The sequence below is a fragment of the Paenibacillus apis genome (assembly GCF_018333295.1).
In the GTDB taxonomy this organism is placed as follows: domain Bacteria; phylum Bacillota; class Bacilli; order Paenibacillales; family Paenibacillaceae; genus Fontibacillus; species Fontibacillus antibioticophila.
Genome location: NZ_BORS01000024.1, coordinates 42,132 through 61,551 on the forward strand (window position 1 = coordinate 42,132; position 19,420 = coordinate 61,551).

Consider the following 19,420-nt stretch of genomic DNA (forward strand, 5'->3'; position numbering starts at 1 on the left):
CATTAGGGGATGTTAATGATGACCGGTCCAGCCTTTTTAATGCGCAGCCATTTGAAAACTTCCGAACCGATATCAATCAGTGTGACCAAAATAATGAGATAAATCAGGTTTCCGGTGACCGCCTCCCAGATCCGATTAACAGTCGTGAAGAACTCGCTGCCTGCTTCAGTGAACATGCCGGTTGCCTGCAGTTGTTCCATAAAGGCAGGATTCCAGAAGTTAGGCTGTGACAGCAAGAATCCGGCAAAAATGACGACTGCTACGCTGAGCACAATGTGGCAGGCAAGCAGCCCGGCAGTCCGTTGACGAACCAGCATTTTATAGATTTCCTTCCCAACGCCTGCAACGCCAAAGGCCACGATGAATGGCCAGAAGCTGTATAGAACATCAAAGTTGATTAAGGGTATGATGCTCAATTCACCGTTTGCCGTCGTATAAACGGCAAGCAGCTCAGCACCGCTAAGCAAGACAATGGTGAAGAGAACCGTAAAGATAATTCCCGCAATCGGTTCGCTCAGCTTGATCTCGGCGCGGGAGTCGGGAACCGGGGGCAGGTCGGAAGGCTGCCATGACATGGAGCCGGACTCGCCAGGCGTCTTTTTGCGGATTCCGTATTCGATCATCGCGAACACCACAGTTACCCAGACAAAGCCTTGCGAGGCCGCACTGACGATGGAAGTAATGTAGCTTGTAAACTGATCTGTAATCTCGTTCGGCCGAAGCGCAGTCTCAACCACAAAAATAACCGATAAAGATGCGATAACCGCGATCATTACAATCTTGATGACGGAAAGATAGGATTCGAACAATTGAGGACCTATCAAATAGCGTTCATGCCCCCGGTATTTAGCCGCCATGGCAGCGGGGTGGCCTAATTGCAGCAACACTTGCTCGGCCTCTTCAGGAGTCGGAGCCGGGCCAGCAGCTTGCTCCTCCAGCATATCTTCAATCAGGCCGTGGAGCTCCTTGCGAATATCTTCCCGCATGCCTTCAGGCAGCCTGCGGATCACCGCATGCACATAACGATCGACAACCTCCATACATCATGCCTCCTCCGAATTAATGATTTTTGTCACGGCTTCATTAAGCGTCTTCCATTCCATGCAAAGTCCCGCATATACCTCGCGCCCAAATGGAGTAATCACATAATACTTGCGAGGACGCGCCTCGTTTGTGTCCCAGCTGCTCTCCAACAGCTCCTGCTTCTCCAGCCTTCTAAGAAGCGGATACAATGTTCCTGGATCGACAGGGATTCCCTTATCTTCAAGTACCGTTACTAGCGAGTAACCATATTGCGGTTCCTCCAGCTGGCTCAGTACACCGATAATGATCGTACCTCTCCGCAGTTCGCTTAGTATCGTCTGTATAGTCTCAGCTACATCGGCCATATGATCAACTCCTTAATCTCACTATACTGTATGACGCACACTATTGTAAATAGACTAATAATACATTGTTGATAATAATAATCAACACGTTAAATCCCACACATCAAAGCCACATCAAGTCCCAATATTGACAATGATAATCATTATCAATTATAATGCGGGTGTTGATTCCACATCGCTTAGGTCGATAGTGATTAAGAATAACGAGGGATGAGAGAGATGAGCAGAGTACTGATTGTATATGCGAGCCTGACGGGGAATACTGAAGAGATGGCCGAATTCATTGCGGAAGGCATCCGTGCCGCGGGATCTACGGCAGATTTGAAGGAAGTAGAGCAATGCAATGCTTCAGAAATGATGCGCTATGAGGGTGTTCTTCTGGGCGCTTATACATGGGGAGATGGAGAACTCCCGGATGAATTTGAGGATTTCATCGATGAGATGGAGGAATTGGAGCTTGAGGGCAGAAAGGCGGCTGTATTCGGAAGCGGGGATACCACCTATCGCCTTTACTGCGGCGCTGTTGATGTCTTGGAAGAGAAGCTGAGGGAGTTCGGCGCTGTTGTGGAGCAAGAAGGTTTAAAAGTGGAGTATGGACCCAATGCAGAAGAGAAGCAATTGTGCAGGGAATTCGGTGCACGTTTCGCCCAAAGCCTGCTTGGCGCCTCCTGATTCTTAAAGGCTGAGGATAGTAGCGGACTTCGAGGGTGAACGAAAGATTCGATGTCGAATCAGCCAGATCAAATACTTCGTGATCAGAGATGATTTTTTGAAATGCCTCTTTAAGTTCATGGCTTGCAGGGCTACAATAACATAAAAGTGCGTGTTCAAAAGATGACTTTTTGAACAACCTCTAAAAGCACTGCGTTATGAAGGAGTAAGGCTAATGAACCTACAGACATTAAGACATCACCGGCAGCATCCGGATAACATTGGACAGGAGACTGCCCGTTCAACCTATGACCGCGATTATTCGCGGTTAATTCATTCCCCCACCTTCCGTCGGCTTCAAGGAAAGTCCCAGGTGTTCGGGGCAGGAACCGGCGATTACTACCGGACCCGGCTGACCCATTCCCTGGAGGTGGCGCAGATTGCTCGGGAGGCGGCTAGAAGCTTGCTGCGGGCCTACCCGCAGGTTGCGATTGAACAGGCGGAGCATCCCGGGCTCGTTATTGATCCTGAAGTGGTGGAATGCGCGGCGATATGCCATGACTTCGGGCATCCTCCCTTTGGTCATAAGGGAGAGGAAGTGCTGGGGCAGATCCTTGACAATCTGATCGAGCGCAAGGCGCAAGAGGCCATGTCAGGCAGAGATAATCTATCGCCAGATGTGCAGCAAGAGCTGTATGATGCTATGCGGCGGAAGTACGAGCATTTTGAAGGGAATGCCCATAACTTTCGGTTAATGATGTTTCTTGAGAAAAGGGAAAACATTGACGGGCTCAACCTATCGGATGCGGTTCTGCTTGGAACGAACAAGTATCCCTACCCCGGAACTCTCAACAAAAAAGGGCTTTACCGTCATGAATGGCAATATATATCACAGATCCGGGAACGATGGGGGATGCCGGAAGGCAAAAAGACGTTTGAGGCGCAATTGATGGATTTGTGCGATGATATCGCTTATTCGGCGCATGATCTGGAGGACGGAATCAAAGCCGGCAAAATTGAAGTACATGAGCATTTCCTGTTTGACTCTCACATTCAGCGGCTCATCGTCGAGAAAATTACGACACTGGATGATTTCTTCTGGACAGGGTGGACTCCCGAGCAGATTGAGATTAAGGTCATGCAGGTGTTGAACCTGTTCCTAGACGTTTGGAATGCAAAAATGCCGATATGCGATCACGACTACTCCAGAACCCGCAGAGAGGTAAAGGCCCATTGGGTCAGCCTGTTTGTCGGCAGCCTGGGGGTGGTCGAGGAGGAGAATTGGCAGAAGGTCACATTTGTCAAGGAAGGCAGGGAAGACGAGGATATGCTGCGCACGGTCAGTGTGCTGAAAAGCTTTGCTTGGGTGACAATGATCCGGGATTTGCGTGTTCAGCGGCTTCAGAAGCGCTCGTCCTGGGTCATCAAGCGTCTATGGGACGCCTTTGTCGATCCGGTTACCTCCAAGTCGATTATCCCCGGAGACTGGCTGCGCAGATTCGATCAAGATCAGAAGAAGTCCGACCCGATCTGGACCTGGGAGCATATGATTATTGACTATATTGCCGGAATGACTGATGCTTACGCGGAGAAAATATATAATGAGCTCTATGGACTCAAAGTAGGTACGATTTACGATTTGGATTAAGCTAAGCAGATGCGTCAAAAGGGGGCTAAATCATCGATAATGATGATTTGGCCCCCTTTTTCAGCGAGCTGCCGTGCTCGCGCTATAGCGGCGGATTCGCGTGGCATTTGCGGCAGACCGGATAATAGGATTCATTTCCCCCGATCTGAATTTGCTCTCCGGTATAGACTGGCTTGCCGTTTTCCACGCGCAGATTCATCGTTGCCTTTCGGGCACAGAACCAGCAGATGGTTTTCATTTCCTCAATTTTATCCGCATAAATGAGCAGCTGGCGGCTGCCCTCGAACAACTGATTCTGGAAATCATTCTTCAAGCCGAAGGCCATCACCGGGATGTCAAGCTCATCGACAATCCGGACTAGCTGCCGGATGCTCGTCTCCCCGAGGAACTGACATTCATCAATCAGAACGCAGTACAGCTTCGGGGTGTGATCGCGAACGATGGCGAAGATGTCGGTATCCTCATAGATCGGAATGGCATGTCTGCGAAGACCGATCCGGGAAGAGACATAACCGATCTCGTCGCGGTTGTCTACAGCGGAGGTGAAGATAAGTACGGGCTTATTCTGTTCTTCGTAATTATGGGCAACCTTGAGAATCTCGATGGATTTCCCGCTGTTCATTGCTCCGTATTTATAAAACAATTGTGCCAATTCGGGACGTTCCTCTCTACAGTTCTTTTCATTGCAAGCAGGTTCTATTTTAACATAAAACGCTCGCCGGGTTTACCGATAATTTACGAAGGATCCCGTCATTTTGATCGGGCGGTCATCTCGCCGTAATATCTATGGAGATGTGGTGTTGCCAATTTACTGTTACTGTGCAATAGCAAAGGACAGTTAAACATAGGAGGGCAAGTTAGAGGGGCAACGTATGAAGGGTTGCTACGATCGCTGTTGTTCGCGGATTTCTATGATTGGACTAAGTTCTAGCAAGGGGGAAATCCGCTCACAAAGGCGACCGCTAACGCTTCTTCACAACCCTTCATACTTATGCCCTAACTACTTCGCCTCTGCAGTTCAATTGCAATGCAGCTTGCACCTCGATGTGTTATGCTGCAATGCAACAACTGCACTGCTATTAACTTACCGTCCTGACATACAAGCAGGAGATTAAGCACAGCCTTGAGCTAAGCGCGAATGGCAGCTTGCGCGATAGCTTATGCACGACGTCGATGACCTACCGCGCCTCCGGTCGCGATTTAATGAAATTACTTACCTTAAAATCTTCATTCGACGCTCGAACCCACATTTAGTGAAAAAACTTACCTTAAATCGCCAGTAGCTAGCCAAACCCGTGTTTTAGTCCACTTTAAGTACAAAAATTTCACTATATCCGCATTTCTATCATTTCAACTGAATTTAAGGTAACTTTTTCACTAGATGCGAAATAGTCATATTTTCATGCAGTAGACCGATCCGTCATACTGCGAAACACCGCGTGCTGGGAGCTGCGCTCGGTGTGAGGTGCACTCATGCGTACTTGGTCGGTATTTTGCAGAATCTGCTGGAATTGTCTTGCTCTGCGGGCTTATTGAAAGGGGGGTATCCCCAATAATGATACGGTTGTCTACTTACTGTTTGAATGCATCTGCGTTTTAGAGGGAATGCGGTGCAATCGGTACTATAAAGCCGAGCTCAAGAGCCGCGTAATAAGGGCATAAGTGTGAAGTGTTACAAGCTTTCTGTAAGAAAGCTCCCTCGGAAGCATTAAGCGAAAGCGTTCGCCTTTGTAAGTGGATTCCTACAATTTCAGATTTTACTCAATCAAAGAAATCCGCGAACAACAGCGATCGTAAGCATACTTCACACGTTGCCCCCAGCAACGCAGAATCATTCATTGGTCGGCTTTTTTTGCTGTTGGCGTACTCGTATTGCTGCGCACTTGCAGCAAACCGCGACGAATGGAGCGTGGGCATAAACCTCCAAAATGACTCCATTTTACAATAATTTTACATCCGGTTGGCTTGTCGTTATCAATTCTAGGTTACACTCTCTATGTAAGTTCAACCAAATTTCAATGGTTCTGGAGGAGATGGAGAGGATGAAAAGGTACGGCAACGCTACGAAGCTAATCATTGCACTTGCACTTACTGCTGGAATTACGACAGGCGGAATCTCGCCAGCCCAGGCAGCGAATGAGACGAAGCAGATAAAGAATGTGATTATCCTTATTCCTGACGGCATGCCTAGCGATGCAACGGCATTGGCCAGATGGTATAAGGGATCGGACCTCGCACTGGACGAAATTGCGAGCGGCCTGGTGCGCACTCATTCCGCTGATGCGCCGATTGCGGATTCCGCTCCGGCTGGAACAGCATTGGCCACCGGACACAAGTCGCATACCGGCTTCGTAGGAGTCTTGCCGGATGAAGCGACCATGCCGGGAGAGGATCCGATTGCACCCGGTGATGCCAGAAAGCCGGTAGCTTCGGTACTGGAGGCCGCCAGGCTGGCAGGCAAGTCGACGGGCATTATTGCGACCTCGGAAATCATGCACGCTACTCCGGCGGATTTCACCTCCCATTATCCGAGCCGTAAAGAATATGATATTTTGAGCAAGCAGCAAGTATACAGCGGCGTCGACGTCGTGCTCGGCGGGGGAAGCAGCTACTTGTCTCCAGAAGGAAGAGCGGACGGCGACAATCTGATCGCTTCCATTAAGGCGCTCGGCTATGAATATGTCACAACGCCTGAAGCCATGGCGAAATCCAGCTCTTCGAAGCTGTGGGGCATGTTCTCCTCCAAGGCTATGGCTTATGATATGGACCGGAACCCTGCTGAACAGCCGAGTCTGGCAGAGATGACAGCCAAGGCGATTGAAGTATTGTCCAAGGACGAAGACGGCTTCTTCCTGATGATAGAGGGAAGTAAGGTCGACTGGGCAGCTCATGCCAACGACCCGATCGGTATCCTGAGCGATGTGCTTGCCTTTGATGATGCGGTTAAAACCGCTCTCGACTTTGCCAAGCAGGATGGCGAGACCGTTGTGGTTGCCGTGACTGACCATGGCAATGGCGGACTGACCATTGGCAACAGCTCGACCACTGGAACCTATGACACCGAGCCTCTCTCTACATTCATTGATCCGCTTAAGCGGGCGAAGCTGACAGGAGAAGGATTGGAAGCCAAACTGAACAGCGACCGCACCAATATTCAAGCTGTAATGGCAGAATACTTCGGAATTACAGACCTGAGCAACGAAGAAATTCAGGCAATTCGTGATGCGAAAGCTGGCAGTATGAATTACACGGTTGGACCGATGATCAGCAAGCGTTCGGGCATTGGCTGGACCACAGGAGGACATACTGGCGGGGATGTTGTTCTCTACGCATACTCCCCTACCAATGACCGTCCAAGCGGGGTAATCGACAATACGGATGTGGCCAAATACATGGCTCGTGTACTCGGTCTGGACCTTGACGCAGTATCCAGCCAATTGTTCGTACCGGCCAAGCAAGCTTTTGCCGCTAAGGGAGCGGAGGTTGTGCTTGATCTGAATGATGCCAAGAACCCGAAAGCGATCGTCACCAAAGGCAGCACGAAGCTGGAGCTGCAAATTCACAAAAATATCGCGATTCTGAACGGTGCCAAGAAGACGCTCAAGGGCGTTAACGTCTTTAATGGCTCGGATCTGTTCGTACCGCAGGATGCCGTCGATTTGATCAAGTAATCTCGATTACACCGCTTATTCCGATACAGGCACCCTTCGCTAACCTAGCGGGGGGTGTCTTTGCGTGCCCCAGAAGCCAAGTGCTATTTTGTAGAAAAAGAAAAGTAAAATATTTTACCTGATTTATTTACTTGGTTCTTGGAATAGTGTAACATGGTAATCGATATAGGAGGGATAACGTGGCTACGATCAAGCAGATAGCCGAGATGGCGAATGTGTCCATTGCAACGGTTTCCAGAGTGTTGAACAGCGATCCCAAGCTGTCGGTCACGGAAAAGACGAGGGAGCGCATTTTTGAAATCGCCGATCAGATCGGATACCGGAAAAAGACGGTTCAGCCGATGATCAAGAACATCGCTTTCCTTTATTGGTTCTCCGAAAAGGAGGAGTTGGAGGACGTATACTATAAATCGATCCGGCTCGAGGTAGAAAAGCAGGCGGCGGAGCGGAATATCGAGCTCATTACATACAAGATCAGCGACGGCATCGAGGCGATCCGTCCGGATATCGAGGGCTTCATCGCTGTAGGCCGGTTTTCCAGCCGCGAGCTGGATCGCCTGCATGAGCTGACGCCGAGCGGTGTATTCATCGACAGCGTGCCGGATCCAGATCATTATGATGCGGTCAAGCCGGACTTGCGCTGGATCACCAGAAAGGCGATCGATTTCTATGTGGCAGGAGGGCACAAGAACATCGGGTTCATCGGCGGCGTCGATATCGATCCCGATACGAAGGAGGAGCGCATCGACGTGCGCGAGGAATCGTTCAGGGATTACATGGATAAGCTGGGTTTGCTGAATGAGGCCTATATATTCCGCGGAAAGCATTTTTCCGTAAATGACGGGTATGAGCTCATGCACGAGGCGATCAGCAAGCTGGAGGATCGTCTTCCGACGGCCTTCTTCGTCGCTGCGGATCCGATAGCCGTAGGCTGTTTACAGGCCTTGAATGAACAAGAAATCTCGATTCCGGCCAGGGTCAGCGTATTGAGCATGAATAACATCAGTGTCACGAAATATGTATCGCCTCCATTAACTACTTTTCATATCGATATCTATGAACTGTGCAAGGATGCGATATCGCTGCTGCTGGAGAGGCTGATAGCCAAGCGAACCTTGGTTAAAACAATTTACTTGAACTCCGAATTAATAGTTAGAAAAAGCACAACCTGAATCCAGCTGAAGCCATCGGGAGGGCAGTCGAATCATCCATTCGCTGCCCTTTTTTCATTGGCGAAAAAGGATAAATCAACCAGTCTGTTTTTACTAATTTAACTTAAATATTTTATCTATTTTCGTTGATGTTTTACTAAAATAATGATAGTATTTGTTGATGTAAGCGCTAACTAATGTAACTATTTTTTGCACAGGGGGCAAAGAGATGAAAAGATGGGGATTACTTAGTTTGACATTGTTGCTGGTAAGCATGCTTGTACTGGCCGGGTGCGGAAACGGCTCGGGCAATACCGTGAATTCGGGCGGTGCTGCGAACGACGGAGAAGGCGGCGGAATCGAATGGAATGCGGAGACCAACGAGTACGTGATGGAAGAAGAAATTGCTACCGGACAAGTCCCGCTTAAAGTATGGGTGGAGTATGAGGATTATGGAAAGGCGCTGCAGGAGGACTTCGCCAAGAAGTATCCCGAAGTAAAGGTCGAATATGAGATCGTTGCGAAGGTGGACAGCGTGGAACGCATGGCGCTTGATGGAGAAGCCGGAAAAGGCGCGGATGTCTTCATGACGAACCATGATGATTTGGCCAGTGCAATCGACAATGCAACAGCTGCTCCTATCGGAAATTATGATGCGCAGATCAAAGAACGGGTTTCCGAACAGTTCGTAAATGTCGTGAGCCGGGATGGACAAATGTACGGAGCGCCAATCTCTACGGAATCCATCGCTCTTTTCTACAATAAAACATTGCTAAAGCAGCTGACGGGAAGCGAAGAGCCGGCTGCGACCTGGGAGGAAATCAGCGAGCTCGCCCAAACCTATAACAATCCGGCCAAGAATCAGTGGACGATTCGTTTCCAGGCGGGTCAAATCTACTACTCCTATGCGGTCCTGTCTTCCTTGGGATGGCATCTGTACGCGGACGGAGACTTGGACAATCCGAACTTTGAAGCTCCTGAGCTGAAGGCGGGCCTTGAATACTATAAAGGGCTAAGAAGCATCTGGAATGTGAATTCCGCCGATGCAACCTACGACTCGATCGAGAACGAATTCATCAAGGGTCAGACGCCGTATGTCATAACCGGTCCATGGGTGTTCGCAGACTTTGATAAAGCTGCGGTGGAGAATGGATTTGAATATGGAGTTGCGAAGCTGCCTAAAGTGGCAGCAGGCGAAGACGCGGCATCCTTCTCGGGACTATCGGTGGCCGTGGTGTCCGGTTATACGAAATATCCTGCAGCTGCGAGAGTCTTTTTGAATTTCATGGCTTCGGATGAAGGCGCGGCCGCATTGTATCAATCGACGGGAGCCATCCCGGCCCTGGATGAAGAGCATGTGGTCAATGTGGAGGGCATTATCGGTAACGAGCATATCGCCGGAATCGTCGCCCAATCCGAAAATGCGGACCTCATGCCGCAAATCCCCGAGTATCTTTATACCTCCGGAGACTCGCTTTCGGTTAATGTATGGGACAACCTGTTGAGCGTCGAAGAAGCACAGCAAAAGGCGACGAAAGAGTATAACGAAATGCGGGCTTTGGTTGATTAATTCGATTAATCGGACAATGCTGGCTTCAGATAAGGGAGTGGAGAAGTGAACGGGACAGCAGATCGAAAAGCTCCGCTTTGGATAGTGGGTCTCTTCTCCTCCGTGATATGGGGAGCGGGACAACTGCTGAACAGGCAGTATCTCAAGGGTTTTATTTTCTTCTGTATATTCGCCGGAAGTATCGGTGTTGAATTTTTAACAGGGAACTATGGTTCCATGCAGAATGGATTTTCCTTTCGCGGGCATGGCGGATTCTTTCTGAAAGGGGTATGGGGGCTCATTACATTGGGCACCCAGCCCCGCAAGATGGGAGTCACGGGTCTGTCGGAAGGCGACCATTCGATTGTGCTGATGGTCAACGGAATTATTGCTGTTATGTTCCTTGCGATCTTGTTGTTTTTCTATATTTGGAATATTCGCGATGCTGTGAAGGTTAGAAGGACGATTCTGAGGACGGGAGCTTGGCAAAAATCATCAGAGTATTTTAAAGAGCTGTGGAGCTCCATGTATGCCTATATCATTCTGTCTCCTACCGTACTGCTGCTTCTGTTCGTCAGTCTGCTGCCGATCGTCTTCGGGATCTTGATCGCCTTTACGGATTACAGCAGAAACAATATTCCGCCGACAAAGCTGATTCATTGGGTGGGGCTGGACAATTTTATTACCGTCACCCAGGTATTCTCATGGATGCACACCTTCCTCGGCGTATTGAGCTGGACGATCGTCTGGGCGATTCTAGCGACAATAACGACGTATTTCCTGGGATTTTTCCAAGCGGTGATCATCAATAGTCCTCGGGTAAAATTCAAGAAGCTGTGGCGCAGTATTTATATTCTGCCCTGGGCGATTCCGGGCATGGTGTCTGCTCTGGTATTCAAATCGATGTTCAACGGACAGTTCGGGCCAATCAGCCAATTTCTGGTGGATATCGGTCTAACCTCCGAAAGAATCTATTGGTTTACGGATCCCAGCAATACGACGCTGGCCCGGGCTATGGCCCTCATCATCAATCTCTGGCTCGGTTTCCCTTATTTCATGGCCCTGATCGGAGGCACGTTGACGAATATCTCCGACAGCTATTACGAGGCGGCCCGCATTGACGGCGCAACATCGGGGCAGATGTTCCGGAACATCACCTTTCCGATTGTCTACAAAGCGACTGCGCCGCTGCTGACGATGGCCTTTGTGAGCAATTTCAATAATTTCGGAGTGATCTACTTCCTGACCGGAGGCGGTCCTGCGAATCCGGATTATAATTTTGCCGGCAGCACCGATCTGCTCATCACCTGGCTCTATAAACTGACTCTGGATAACCGGCTGTACAATATGGGAGCCGTTATGTCCATCATCGTCTTTTTCATTGTCGGAACATTCTCACTATGGAATTTAAGGAAACCGAAAACCTTCGAGGAGCTATGATGGTATGAAGAACAAACGGAACAGCCCATCAGGGAAATGGAAGACGGCATTGATTTACTTGGAGCTGATCGTCATGGCCGTCATCATCATCTATCCCGTCACCTGGATTATCGGATCATCCTTCGGCAGCTCCAAAGGGCTGGCCAACGCTACGGCCATCCCTGCGAATCCGACCTTCAACAACTATAAGGACTTGTTAACCAATACGAAATTCCCCATTTGGTATATGAACACGTTAAAGGTCGCATTTGCCAACATGGTCTGCGGAGTGCTGTTATCAACTTTGGGCGCGTATGCATTCTCCAGATTCAAATTCAAGGGGAAGAAGGCCAGCTTGCTGAGCATCTTGATTCTGCAAATGTTTCCGACCTTTCTGACCGCGATCGCGGTATATATGCTGTTCCTGAATTTCGGGTTACTGAACAGTCTGACCGGCCTGATCGTAGTCGGGGTCGCAGCGCAGCTGCCGTATAACCTATGGCTTTTAAAAGGGTATTTAGACGGGATTCCGTCCAGCTTTGACGAAGCGGCGCTCATCGACGGCGCGTCCCGTACGCAGATCTTTGCGCGGATTATCTTGCCGCTGGCGAGCCCGATGCTGACCTTCGTTGCGGTCACGCAGTTCGCTGCGCCGTGGATGGACTTTATTTTACCTAAACTGCTGATCTCCAGCGAAGAGAAAAAGACGGTCGCTATCGGTCTGTTTTCCATGATCAGTGACGAGACGAGAAACGAATTTACGCTGTTCGCGGCGGGCGCCGTACTGGTCGCTGTCCCGATTGCTATTTTGTATATCGCCCTGCAGAAATATTTGATCAACGGCTTGACGGCCGGCGGAGATAAAGGATAAAGAGTGAGGAGAGAAAACGATGGAGCAATTCTTTATGAAGGGCGCCGACATTTCGACGGTGAAAGAAGTTGAGGAGCTTGGCGGTGCATTTTATCTGGACGGGGAGAAGAAGGATCTCTTTGAAATTTTAAGCGTGAAGGGAATCAATACGGTTCGGCTCCGGTTGTGGGTCGATCCGTATGATGACAACAAAGAGCCTTATCTGGGCGGCACAAATGATTTGCAGATGACAATCGAATTGGCCAAGCGCGCGAAGAAGCACGGCCTGCAATTCATGCTGGATTTTCATTACAGTGATTTCTGGGCGGATCCCAAGAAGCAGTCCAAGCCGAAGGCCTGGCAGGATTTGACCGGAAAGCAGCTTGAGGATGAGGTCTATCGCTATACGAAAGCAACCTTGGAAGCATTCAAGGATCAGGATATTGAGCCGGAATATGTGCAGATCGGCAATGAGATTACGAACGGCATGCTCTGGCCTGACGGCAAGACGCCTTCTTATCTGTTCGAAGAGCGGAGGTTCCAGGAGACGGCCCCGCAAGAGAAGAAGGATAGCTATGCCCGGCTTGCCCGGCTGCTGAAGGCAGGTGTGCGGGCGACTAGAGAAACGCTGCCGGCTCCAAACGGCAAGGTGATCTTGCATCTGGATTTTGGCGGAGCCAATGACCTGTACCGGGGCTGGTTTGACGAGATCACCGCTCATGAAGTGGATTACGACATCATCGGATTGTCCTATTATCCGTTCTGGCATGGTACGCTGGAAGACCTGCGGCTCAACATGGAGGATATCAGCGAGCGCTATAACAAGGATGTGCTTGTCGTAGAGACCTCGTACGGGTTTACCGGAGAGAAGCCGAAGGGCAGCGAAGCCATATTCACAGAGGATTTGGCCCGAATCGGAGGCTATCCTGCGTCTGTGGAAGGCCAGGCGGCATTTTTGCGGGACTTGATGAAGACGATGAAGGGAATCTCAGGCGGCCGGGGACTGGGTATTGTCTATTGGGAACCAGCCTGGCTGCAAGTAGCCGGAACGAGCTGGGCCAGCTATGCCGGGATGAAATACGGCAACGACATGGGGGACATGGGGAATCACTGGTCTAACCAGGCGATGTTCGATTTTGACGGCAATGCGCTGGATTCGTTGAATGTGTTCAAAAACGGTGCGTCCGAGTAAGGAGCTAACTTTGCGATGACTAGAAGGTGGAAGACGATTCATCCCCGCGTAAAGGGGCTGCTGCATGGGGGAGACTACAATCCCGATCAATGGCTTGACTCTCCTGATGTGATCAATGAAGATTTTCTCTTGATGGAGCTGGCGCATGCCAATACGTTCTCCGTCAATATTTTCGGATGGAGCGCTATCGAGCCGGAGGAGGGCGTTTACCGCTTTGAGTGGCTGGACCGGATTATGGACCGGATTGCGGAGCGCGGCGGGCATGCTATTCTCGCGACGCCGAGCGGGGCCCGGCCGGCATGGCTCAGCGAGAAATATCCCGAGGTGCTTCGGGTAGGGGCGAACCGGGTCCGGAATTTGCATGGGCAAAGGCATAACCATTGCTATACCTCGCCGGTTTACCGGCAAAAGACGGCGCGGCTAAACCGTATGCTGGCCGAGAGATATAAGGATCATCCGGCACTCATCCTGTGGCATGTGTCCAATGAATATGGCGGCGAGTGCCACTGCGATTTGTGCCAAGAAGCGTTCCGAAATTGGCTCAAGCAGCAATATGACCATGACCTCGCCAAGCTGAACCATGCCTGGTGGACCGGATTCTGGAGCCATACGTTTTCGGAGTGGAGCCAGATCGAATCACCGGCGCCCCATGGGGAAGACCAGGTGCACGGGCTGAATCTGGACTGGAAAAGATTCGTGACGAGCCAAACGATTGCTTTCTACAACAACGAAGTCAAGCCGCTCAAGGAAATTACGCCGGATATCGAGGTCACCACGAATTTCATGGGCAGTTATCCTTTAATGAAGCCGGACACCGGACTCAATTACGAGGAATTCGCCAAGGCCGTCGATGTCGTCAGCTGGGATTCCTATCCGGCCTGGCACAATGATTGGCAGTCCACGGCTTCGCTGGCGAAAGACGTGGCTTTTGTGAACGATCTATACCGGTCGTTGAAGGATGGGCGGCCTTTCCTGATCATGGAGAGCACGCCAAGCCAGGTGAATTGGCATGAGATCAATAAGGCAAAGCGGGCGGGAATGCACAAGCTGTCCACGGTGCAATCCGTCGCGCACGGCTCGGACTCGATTCTGTATTTTCAATGGCGAAAGAGCCGCGGATCTTCGGAGAAATTTCATGGAGCGGTCATTGACCATGTCGGCCATGAACACACGAGAGTCTTTGCCGATGTGGCTGAAGTTGGGGAGCTGCTGGGAAAATTGCCGGAGATTTCGGGAACCACGGTCAAGGCTGAAGTAGCCATAATGTTCGATTGGGAGACGGAATGGGCGCTTGCTGATGCCCAAGGCTTCGGCAAGAACAAGAAATATATCGATACTTGCCAGGAGCATTACCGGGTGTTCTGGGAAGCGGGAATCCCCGTTGACGTGATTACGCCTGACAAACCGGTAAATACCTATAAACTGGTCATTGCGCCGATGCTGTACATGATTCGTGAAGGGTTTGCGGAAAAAATGGAGCGATACGCCGAGCAAGGCGGAACCTTCGTGACCACCTATATGAGCGGGATTGTTGACCGGCACGATCTTGTCTTCAGCGGGGGCTTTCCAGGGCCCTTGAAGCCGCTGCTGGGTATTTGGGCCGAGGAAGTGGACAGCCTGTATCCGAAGGAAGTCCGGCACTTCGTAACGAGCGAGGGTGTTCGCTACCAGTCGCATGACTATTGCGAATTGATTCATGCTGTTGACGCCGAGGTTCTCGCCCGGTTCGATTCCGACTTTTACGAGGGACAACCGGCGGTGACCGTTAACCGCAGGGGAGCAGGTCAGGCTTATTATATTGCCTCCCGTAATGAAGCGAGGTTTCATGACGACTTCTATGCCCGCTTGATGAAGGAGCTGAACATGGCTCCCCCGCATGCGATCCAATTTCCGAAGGGAGTCTCCGTACAGGCAAGAACTGATGGAGAGACGGATTATATTTTCGTGATGAATTTTACCGAGGAGCGCCAGACAGTAAAGCTGGATCAAGACTATCGGAATCTGGACTCGGGCCATTCGATTCACGGTAATGTAGAATTGCAGCCATACGGTATTCTTATTTTAAAGCCAATTTCATAATATAAGCTATTTCTGATTGAAGGCACCCTTGTCATGGACCATTGGAACGATACTTTCGTGTTAACCGATGCTGTGACAGGGGTGTTGTCGTTGCGCCCGGCGGATTTCTCTCCGTAGTCTCTTCTGATATATAATATATGAAACAGATCATCGCGGCGATGTGATCGGGAGAGGAAGTGCGTCATGAGTCATTTGGGGAAAAAAGCGCTGATCATAGGAGCGACAGGTCTGGTTGGACGCGAATTGCTGACTGAATTGTTGAGGGATGAACAATATGATGCGGTTTATGCTATCGTCCGCAGACCGATTACATTCAGTCATCCCAAGCTGAGAGAGGTCGTAAGCGACTTCGAACGATTGGAGGAGATTACTGAGGCTTATGCCGTCGAGGATGTATTTTGCTGTCTGGGGACGACGATCAAAAAGGCACGAACCCGCGAGGCGATGTACCGGATCGACGTAACCTATCCGCTGACGGTGGCGAAGCTGGCCAAGGAGCAGGGGGCGCACCATTTCCTGGTAATCAGTTCTGCAGGCGCGGATGCCAAGTCAAAGATCTGGTATTCGAAGATGAAGGGAGAACTGGAGCAGCAGCTTAAATCCATCGGCTATAAGGCGTTATCCATTCTCCAGCCCTCCTTGCTGCTTGGTGAACGTGAGGAGCACAGGCTCATGGAGAAGATATCCGGAAATGTGGTTCGCGGCTTGTTCCAAGGGATCAAAAAGCCGGTGCCGGCGCAGCTTGGCATCAAAGCAGGGGTCGTAGCGCAGGCGATGCTGGCCATTGCTGCGGAGAACCCGGAGGGAACGATTACATACGGGGCCAAAGCGATTCATTCCTTGGGAAGTCAGAGGTAAATAAAAATACCCGGAAGGAGACTTTGCTATGTCTAATCAGGTGTTAAATCCATTGCCCAGAAAGAGCCCGGAGGAATTGGGGGTATCCCCCCTCAAAGTCAGCGATTTTCTCAAAGAGATGAAGTCACGTTCAATTGAGCTTCACAGCTTTATGCTGCTGCGGCATGGATGCGTTGCGGCGGAGGGCTGGTGGGCGCCCTATGAGCCGCAGCTTCCACACATGCTGTTCTCGCTCAGTAAAAGCTTTACTTCCACAGCCATCGGAATAGCGGTACAGGAGGGAAAGCTTAGTGTAGAGGATCCGGTGATCTCCTTCTTCCCGGATGATTTGCCGGAGGAGGTCTCTCCGAATCTGGCAGCGATGCGCATTAAGCATTTGCTGATGATGGGTACAGGACATGCGGCAGATACGACGGACGAGCTTCATAGCTCTGCTGACGGAAACTGGGTGCGGGCGTTTCTGAAGCTTCCGGTGGAGCACGAGCCGGGTACCTTTTTCATGTACAATACGGGAGCGACCTATATGCTGTCGGCAATCTTGCAAAAGGCTGCCGGCGAGACCCTGCTGCATTATTTAGAACCAAGGCTGTTCAAGCCATTGGGGATTATGAATCCAACCTGGGAGAGCTGCCCGCGAGGAATCAATACCGGCGGATATGGTCTGAAGATTACTACGGAGGATATTGCCAGGTTTGGCCAGCTCTACTTGCAGAAGGGGATGTGGCAAGGTGAGCGCTTGCTGAGTCCGGCGTGGATCGAAGAGGCTACTTCCAAGCAGATTGAGAACGGAGCGGGTGGAGACAGCGACTGGGCGCATGGCTATGGCTATCAGTTTTGGCGTTGTCAACACGGGGTATATCGGGGAGACGGAGCGTTCGGCCAGTTCTGTATCGTTCTGGAGGACCTGGATGCCGTTATTGCCATTACAGCCGGCACCAACGATCTTCAAGGAGTGCTTAATGGTGTATGGAGCCATCTGTTGGGTGCGTTCGGGATAGTGGGTGAACCGGAGCCGGTAGCAGCGGAGGCAACGAGCGAAGAGTTAAGACATCAGCTCGAAGACCTTCGGCTGGACCCGCCAAGAAAAGCTCCGAAGCCTGAGCTGAACACCGGGCACGGAACTCCATGCTATCGTCTGGAAGAAAATGAATTTGGCATAAAGCAGCTTCAAATTACCTTTGGGGATCATGTCGCTGTGTTGGATATTACAAACGAACAGGGCGAACATCGGATTGAGTTGGGCGAGCAGGAGTGGAAACCTGGGAACACCTCATTATTTGGAGTCCATGAGCGAATCGCGGCTTCCTTTATCCGGGAATCTCCCGAGAAGCTTGTCTTGACCCTTCGCCGGATCGAGACGCCGTTCTTTATCACGATTGACATCCGGAGCCTGGAGCGGGAAGTAGAGCTTCAGTTGAAGATTAATGTTTCTTTCGACAACCGTGTACCAGAGCCGATAAAGGGAACTATAATTGCATAGGGATATGGCATAGAGATATCAAAAAAATTAAATTCTAGAGAATCAAGGACTTTCATATATTCAAAAGAGATGTTATGATAGGACATATCAATCGACTCCAAAGGGGAGTAGCTGCTACAGTAAAGTCGTCATTACGGGACATGATCCTCGGCTTTATTGGCAACGTTACGTTGTTAGCGAGACCTTTGCCTATTGAGGCAAAGGTCTTTTTTATGGGCCTTTACCGAATAGGTAAAGGCCTTTTTGATATAGAAGATTGATTATACTACATTGGACAGGAGTGTTAGCATGGATTTATCTATCTTTATGGAGTACAGTTGGGTATTGATTGTACTGATCGTGCTTGAGGGACTGCTGGCGGCAGACAATGCGCTTGTACTGGCGATTATGGTGAAGCATTTGCCTGATGCCGAACGTAAAAAAGCACTGTTCTACGGGTTGGCCGGAGCATTTGTGTTCCGTTTGCTCTCGTTGTTTGTTATCTCGTTCCTGGTGAACGTATGGCAGGTTCAAGCGATTGGGGCTCTCTACCTGTTCTTTATTTCCTTGAATCATATTATTCGCAAGGTATTCATCAAGAAAGCCACGCCTGCAGAGAACGTGGTAATGGACGAAGTGAGAGAACCGAAAAAGGCAAGCTTCTGGATGACGGTACTAAAAGTAGAGTTAGCCGACATCGCCTTTGCAGTTGACTCCATTCTCGCAGCCGTAGCCTTGGCCGTGGTTCTGCCGGATACGCCATTGCCTAGCATTGGCGGAATGGATGGGGGACAATTCCTCGTCGTATTCCTCGGCGGATTTATCGGACTGATCATTATGCGCTTTGCGGCGAATTTGTTTGTAGGCCTTCTGCATCGTAAACCGGGTCTGGAAATTGCCGCTTTTGTCATCGTGGGCTGGGTAGGTGTAAAGCTGGCCGTGTATACTCTCTCTCATCCGGCTCTTGCGATTATTCCAGAGAGCTTTGCCAAGAGCACCGGCTGGAAGTTGACGTTCTACATTGTACTGGTATCTATTGCCTTGATCGGCTGGTTTCTGTCCAAGGATAAGGCAGAGCCTGAGAAGGTACAAGACGTGCTCGATACTCATGGGGTGAAGGAGCAGGCCTGATCATCAGGGTCCTTATCCCAACAAATAAATGATGAAGTCAGGGCGTCCCAAAAGTGATCATAAGATGACATCATAATGATTGGGGGCACCCTCTTTCATTTTGTCAAAAAAAAGGAACCGTTCTCTGGGAAAATGGAGGCACCACCCAACCATAAACCAAGGAGACGGTTTCTTTGTACATTCGAACATTTGATATAGCAGGGATCAACTCTGTTTCCCAATATAAGCCATGCGGTACCTTTGATCAAAGGGAAGGAAGTACTTGGTCTAGTTATAATGAACGAAACCGACATCCTAATTGCTACTACGTAGGTTAATTGTGGAAATAATGAGAAGTAAGCTCAACCCATTGGACTTTCCACAATCAGAGCTAT

At 50.2% G+C, this 19,420-nt stretch carries 15 protein-coding genes; 12 read left to right on the forward strand and 3 right to left on the reverse strand.

Translation table 11 applies throughout. The features are described from left to right. Positions 1 to 2: 2 nt before the first annotated feature. Complete coding sequence (locus KI362_RS23380) at positions 3 to 1,040, reverse strand: hypothetical protein (protein WP_301630727.1); 1,038 nt, start codon at positions 1,038 to 1,040, stop codon at positions 3 to 5. Positions 1,041 to 1,043: 3 nt separating this feature from the next. Further along, on the reverse strand, positions 1,044 to 1,388 hold the full coding sequence (locus KI362_RS23385) for a PadR family transcriptional regulator (protein WP_301630728.1): 345 nt from the start codon (positions 1,386 to 1,388) through the stop codon (positions 1,044 to 1,046). Positions 1,389 to 1,607: 219 nt separating this feature from the next. Here KI362_RS23385 and KI362_RS23390 point away from each other — a divergent pair, with 219 nt between their 5' ends. Beyond that, positions 1,608 to 2,060 carry a flavodoxin gene (locus KI362_RS23390; RefSeq protein ID WP_301630729.1) on the forward strand — a complete coding sequence of 151 codons (453 nt, stop codon included), beginning with the start codon at positions 1,608 to 1,610 and terminating at the stop codon, positions 2,058 to 2,060. 214 nt (positions 2,061 to 2,274) lie between these two features. Further along, positions 2,275 to 3,687 (forward strand): deoxyguanosinetriphosphate triphosphohydrolase family protein, encoded by a 1,413-nt coding sequence (locus tag KI362_RS23395; protein WP_301630730.1) that lies wholly within the window; start codon positions 2,275 to 2,277, stop codon positions 3,685 to 3,687. A gap of 82 nt (positions 3,688 to 3,769) precedes the next feature. Here the strand turns inward: KI362_RS23395 and KI362_RS23400 are convergent, their stop codons facing one another. Continuing rightward, on the reverse strand, positions 3,770 to 4,339 hold the full coding sequence (locus tag KI362_RS23400) for a thymidine kinase (protein WP_044477149.1): 570 nt from the start codon (positions 4,337 to 4,339) through the stop codon (positions 3,770 to 3,772). A gap of 1,390 nt (positions 4,340 to 5,729) precedes the next feature. Here KI362_RS23400 and KI362_RS23405 point away from each other — a divergent pair. The 10 genes from KI362_RS23405 to KI362_RS23450 all read left to right on the forward strand — a co-directional run bounded on the left by KI362_RS23405 (position 5,730) and on the right by KI362_RS23450 (position 19,046). Continuing rightward, positions 5,730 to 7,358, forward strand: a complete 1,629-nt coding sequence (locus tag KI362_RS23405) for an alkaline phosphatase (protein ID WP_301630731.1) — start codon at positions 5,730 to 5,732, stop codon at positions 7,356 to 7,358. A gap of 179 nt (positions 7,359 to 7,537) precedes the next feature. Further along, positions 7,538 to 8,530, forward strand: coding sequence for a LacI family DNA-binding transcriptional regulator (locus KI362_RS23410; protein WP_301630732.1), 993 nt, complete (start codon positions 7,538 to 7,540; stop codon positions 8,528 to 8,530). Between the two features lie 208 nt (positions 8,531 to 8,738). Beyond that, the gene (locus tag KI362_RS23415) at positions 8,739 to 10,079 is read left to right on the forward strand and encodes an extracellular solute-binding protein (RefSeq protein WP_301630733.1); all 1,341 of its coding nucleotides are present in this window, start codon (positions 8,739 to 8,741) and stop codon (positions 10,077 to 10,079) included. Between the two features lie 45 nt (positions 10,080 to 10,124). Further along, entirely contained in the window at positions 10,125 to 11,498 is a 1,374-nt protein-coding gene (locus KI362_RS23420; RefSeq protein ID WP_301630734.1) for a carbohydrate ABC transporter permease, read from the forward strand. A gap of 4 nt (positions 11,499 to 11,502) precedes the next feature. Beyond that, on the forward strand, positions 11,503 to 12,348 hold the full coding sequence (locus tag KI362_RS23425; RefSeq protein WP_044477154.1) for a sugar ABC transporter permease: 846 nt from the start codon (positions 11,503 to 11,505) through the stop codon (positions 12,346 to 12,348). A gap of 19 nt (positions 12,349 to 12,367) precedes the next feature. Continuing rightward, positions 12,368 to 13,519 (forward strand): glycoside hydrolase family 53 protein, encoded by a 1,152-nt coding sequence (locus KI362_RS23430; protein ID WP_301630735.1) that lies wholly within the window; start codon positions 12,368 to 12,370, stop codon positions 13,517 to 13,519. Between the two features lie 15 nt (positions 13,520 to 13,534). Next, the gene (locus KI362_RS23435; RefSeq protein WP_301630736.1) at positions 13,535 to 15,598 is read left to right on the forward strand and encodes a beta-galactosidase; all 2,064 of its coding nucleotides are present in this window, start codon (positions 13,535 to 13,537) and stop codon (positions 15,596 to 15,598) included. Between the two features lie 183 nt (positions 15,599 to 15,781). Then, the gene (locus KI362_RS23440) at positions 15,782 to 16,456 is read left to right on the forward strand and encodes an oxidoreductase (RefSeq protein WP_301630737.1); all 675 of its coding nucleotides are present in this window, start codon (positions 15,782 to 15,784) and stop codon (positions 16,454 to 16,456) included. Between the two features lie 28 nt (positions 16,457 to 16,484). Next, positions 16,485 to 17,936: a serine hydrolase domain-containing protein gene (locus KI362_RS23445; RefSeq protein WP_301630738.1), complete on the forward strand. Its 1,452-nt coding sequence runs from the start codon at positions 16,485 to 16,487 to the stop codon at positions 17,934 to 17,936. A gap of 288 nt (positions 17,937 to 18,224) precedes the next feature. Beyond that, complete coding sequence (locus KI362_RS23450; protein WP_301630739.1) at positions 18,225 to 19,046, forward strand: TerC family protein; 822 nt, start codon at positions 18,225 to 18,227, stop codon at positions 19,044 to 19,046. Positions 19,047 to 19,420: the final 374 nt, after the last annotated feature.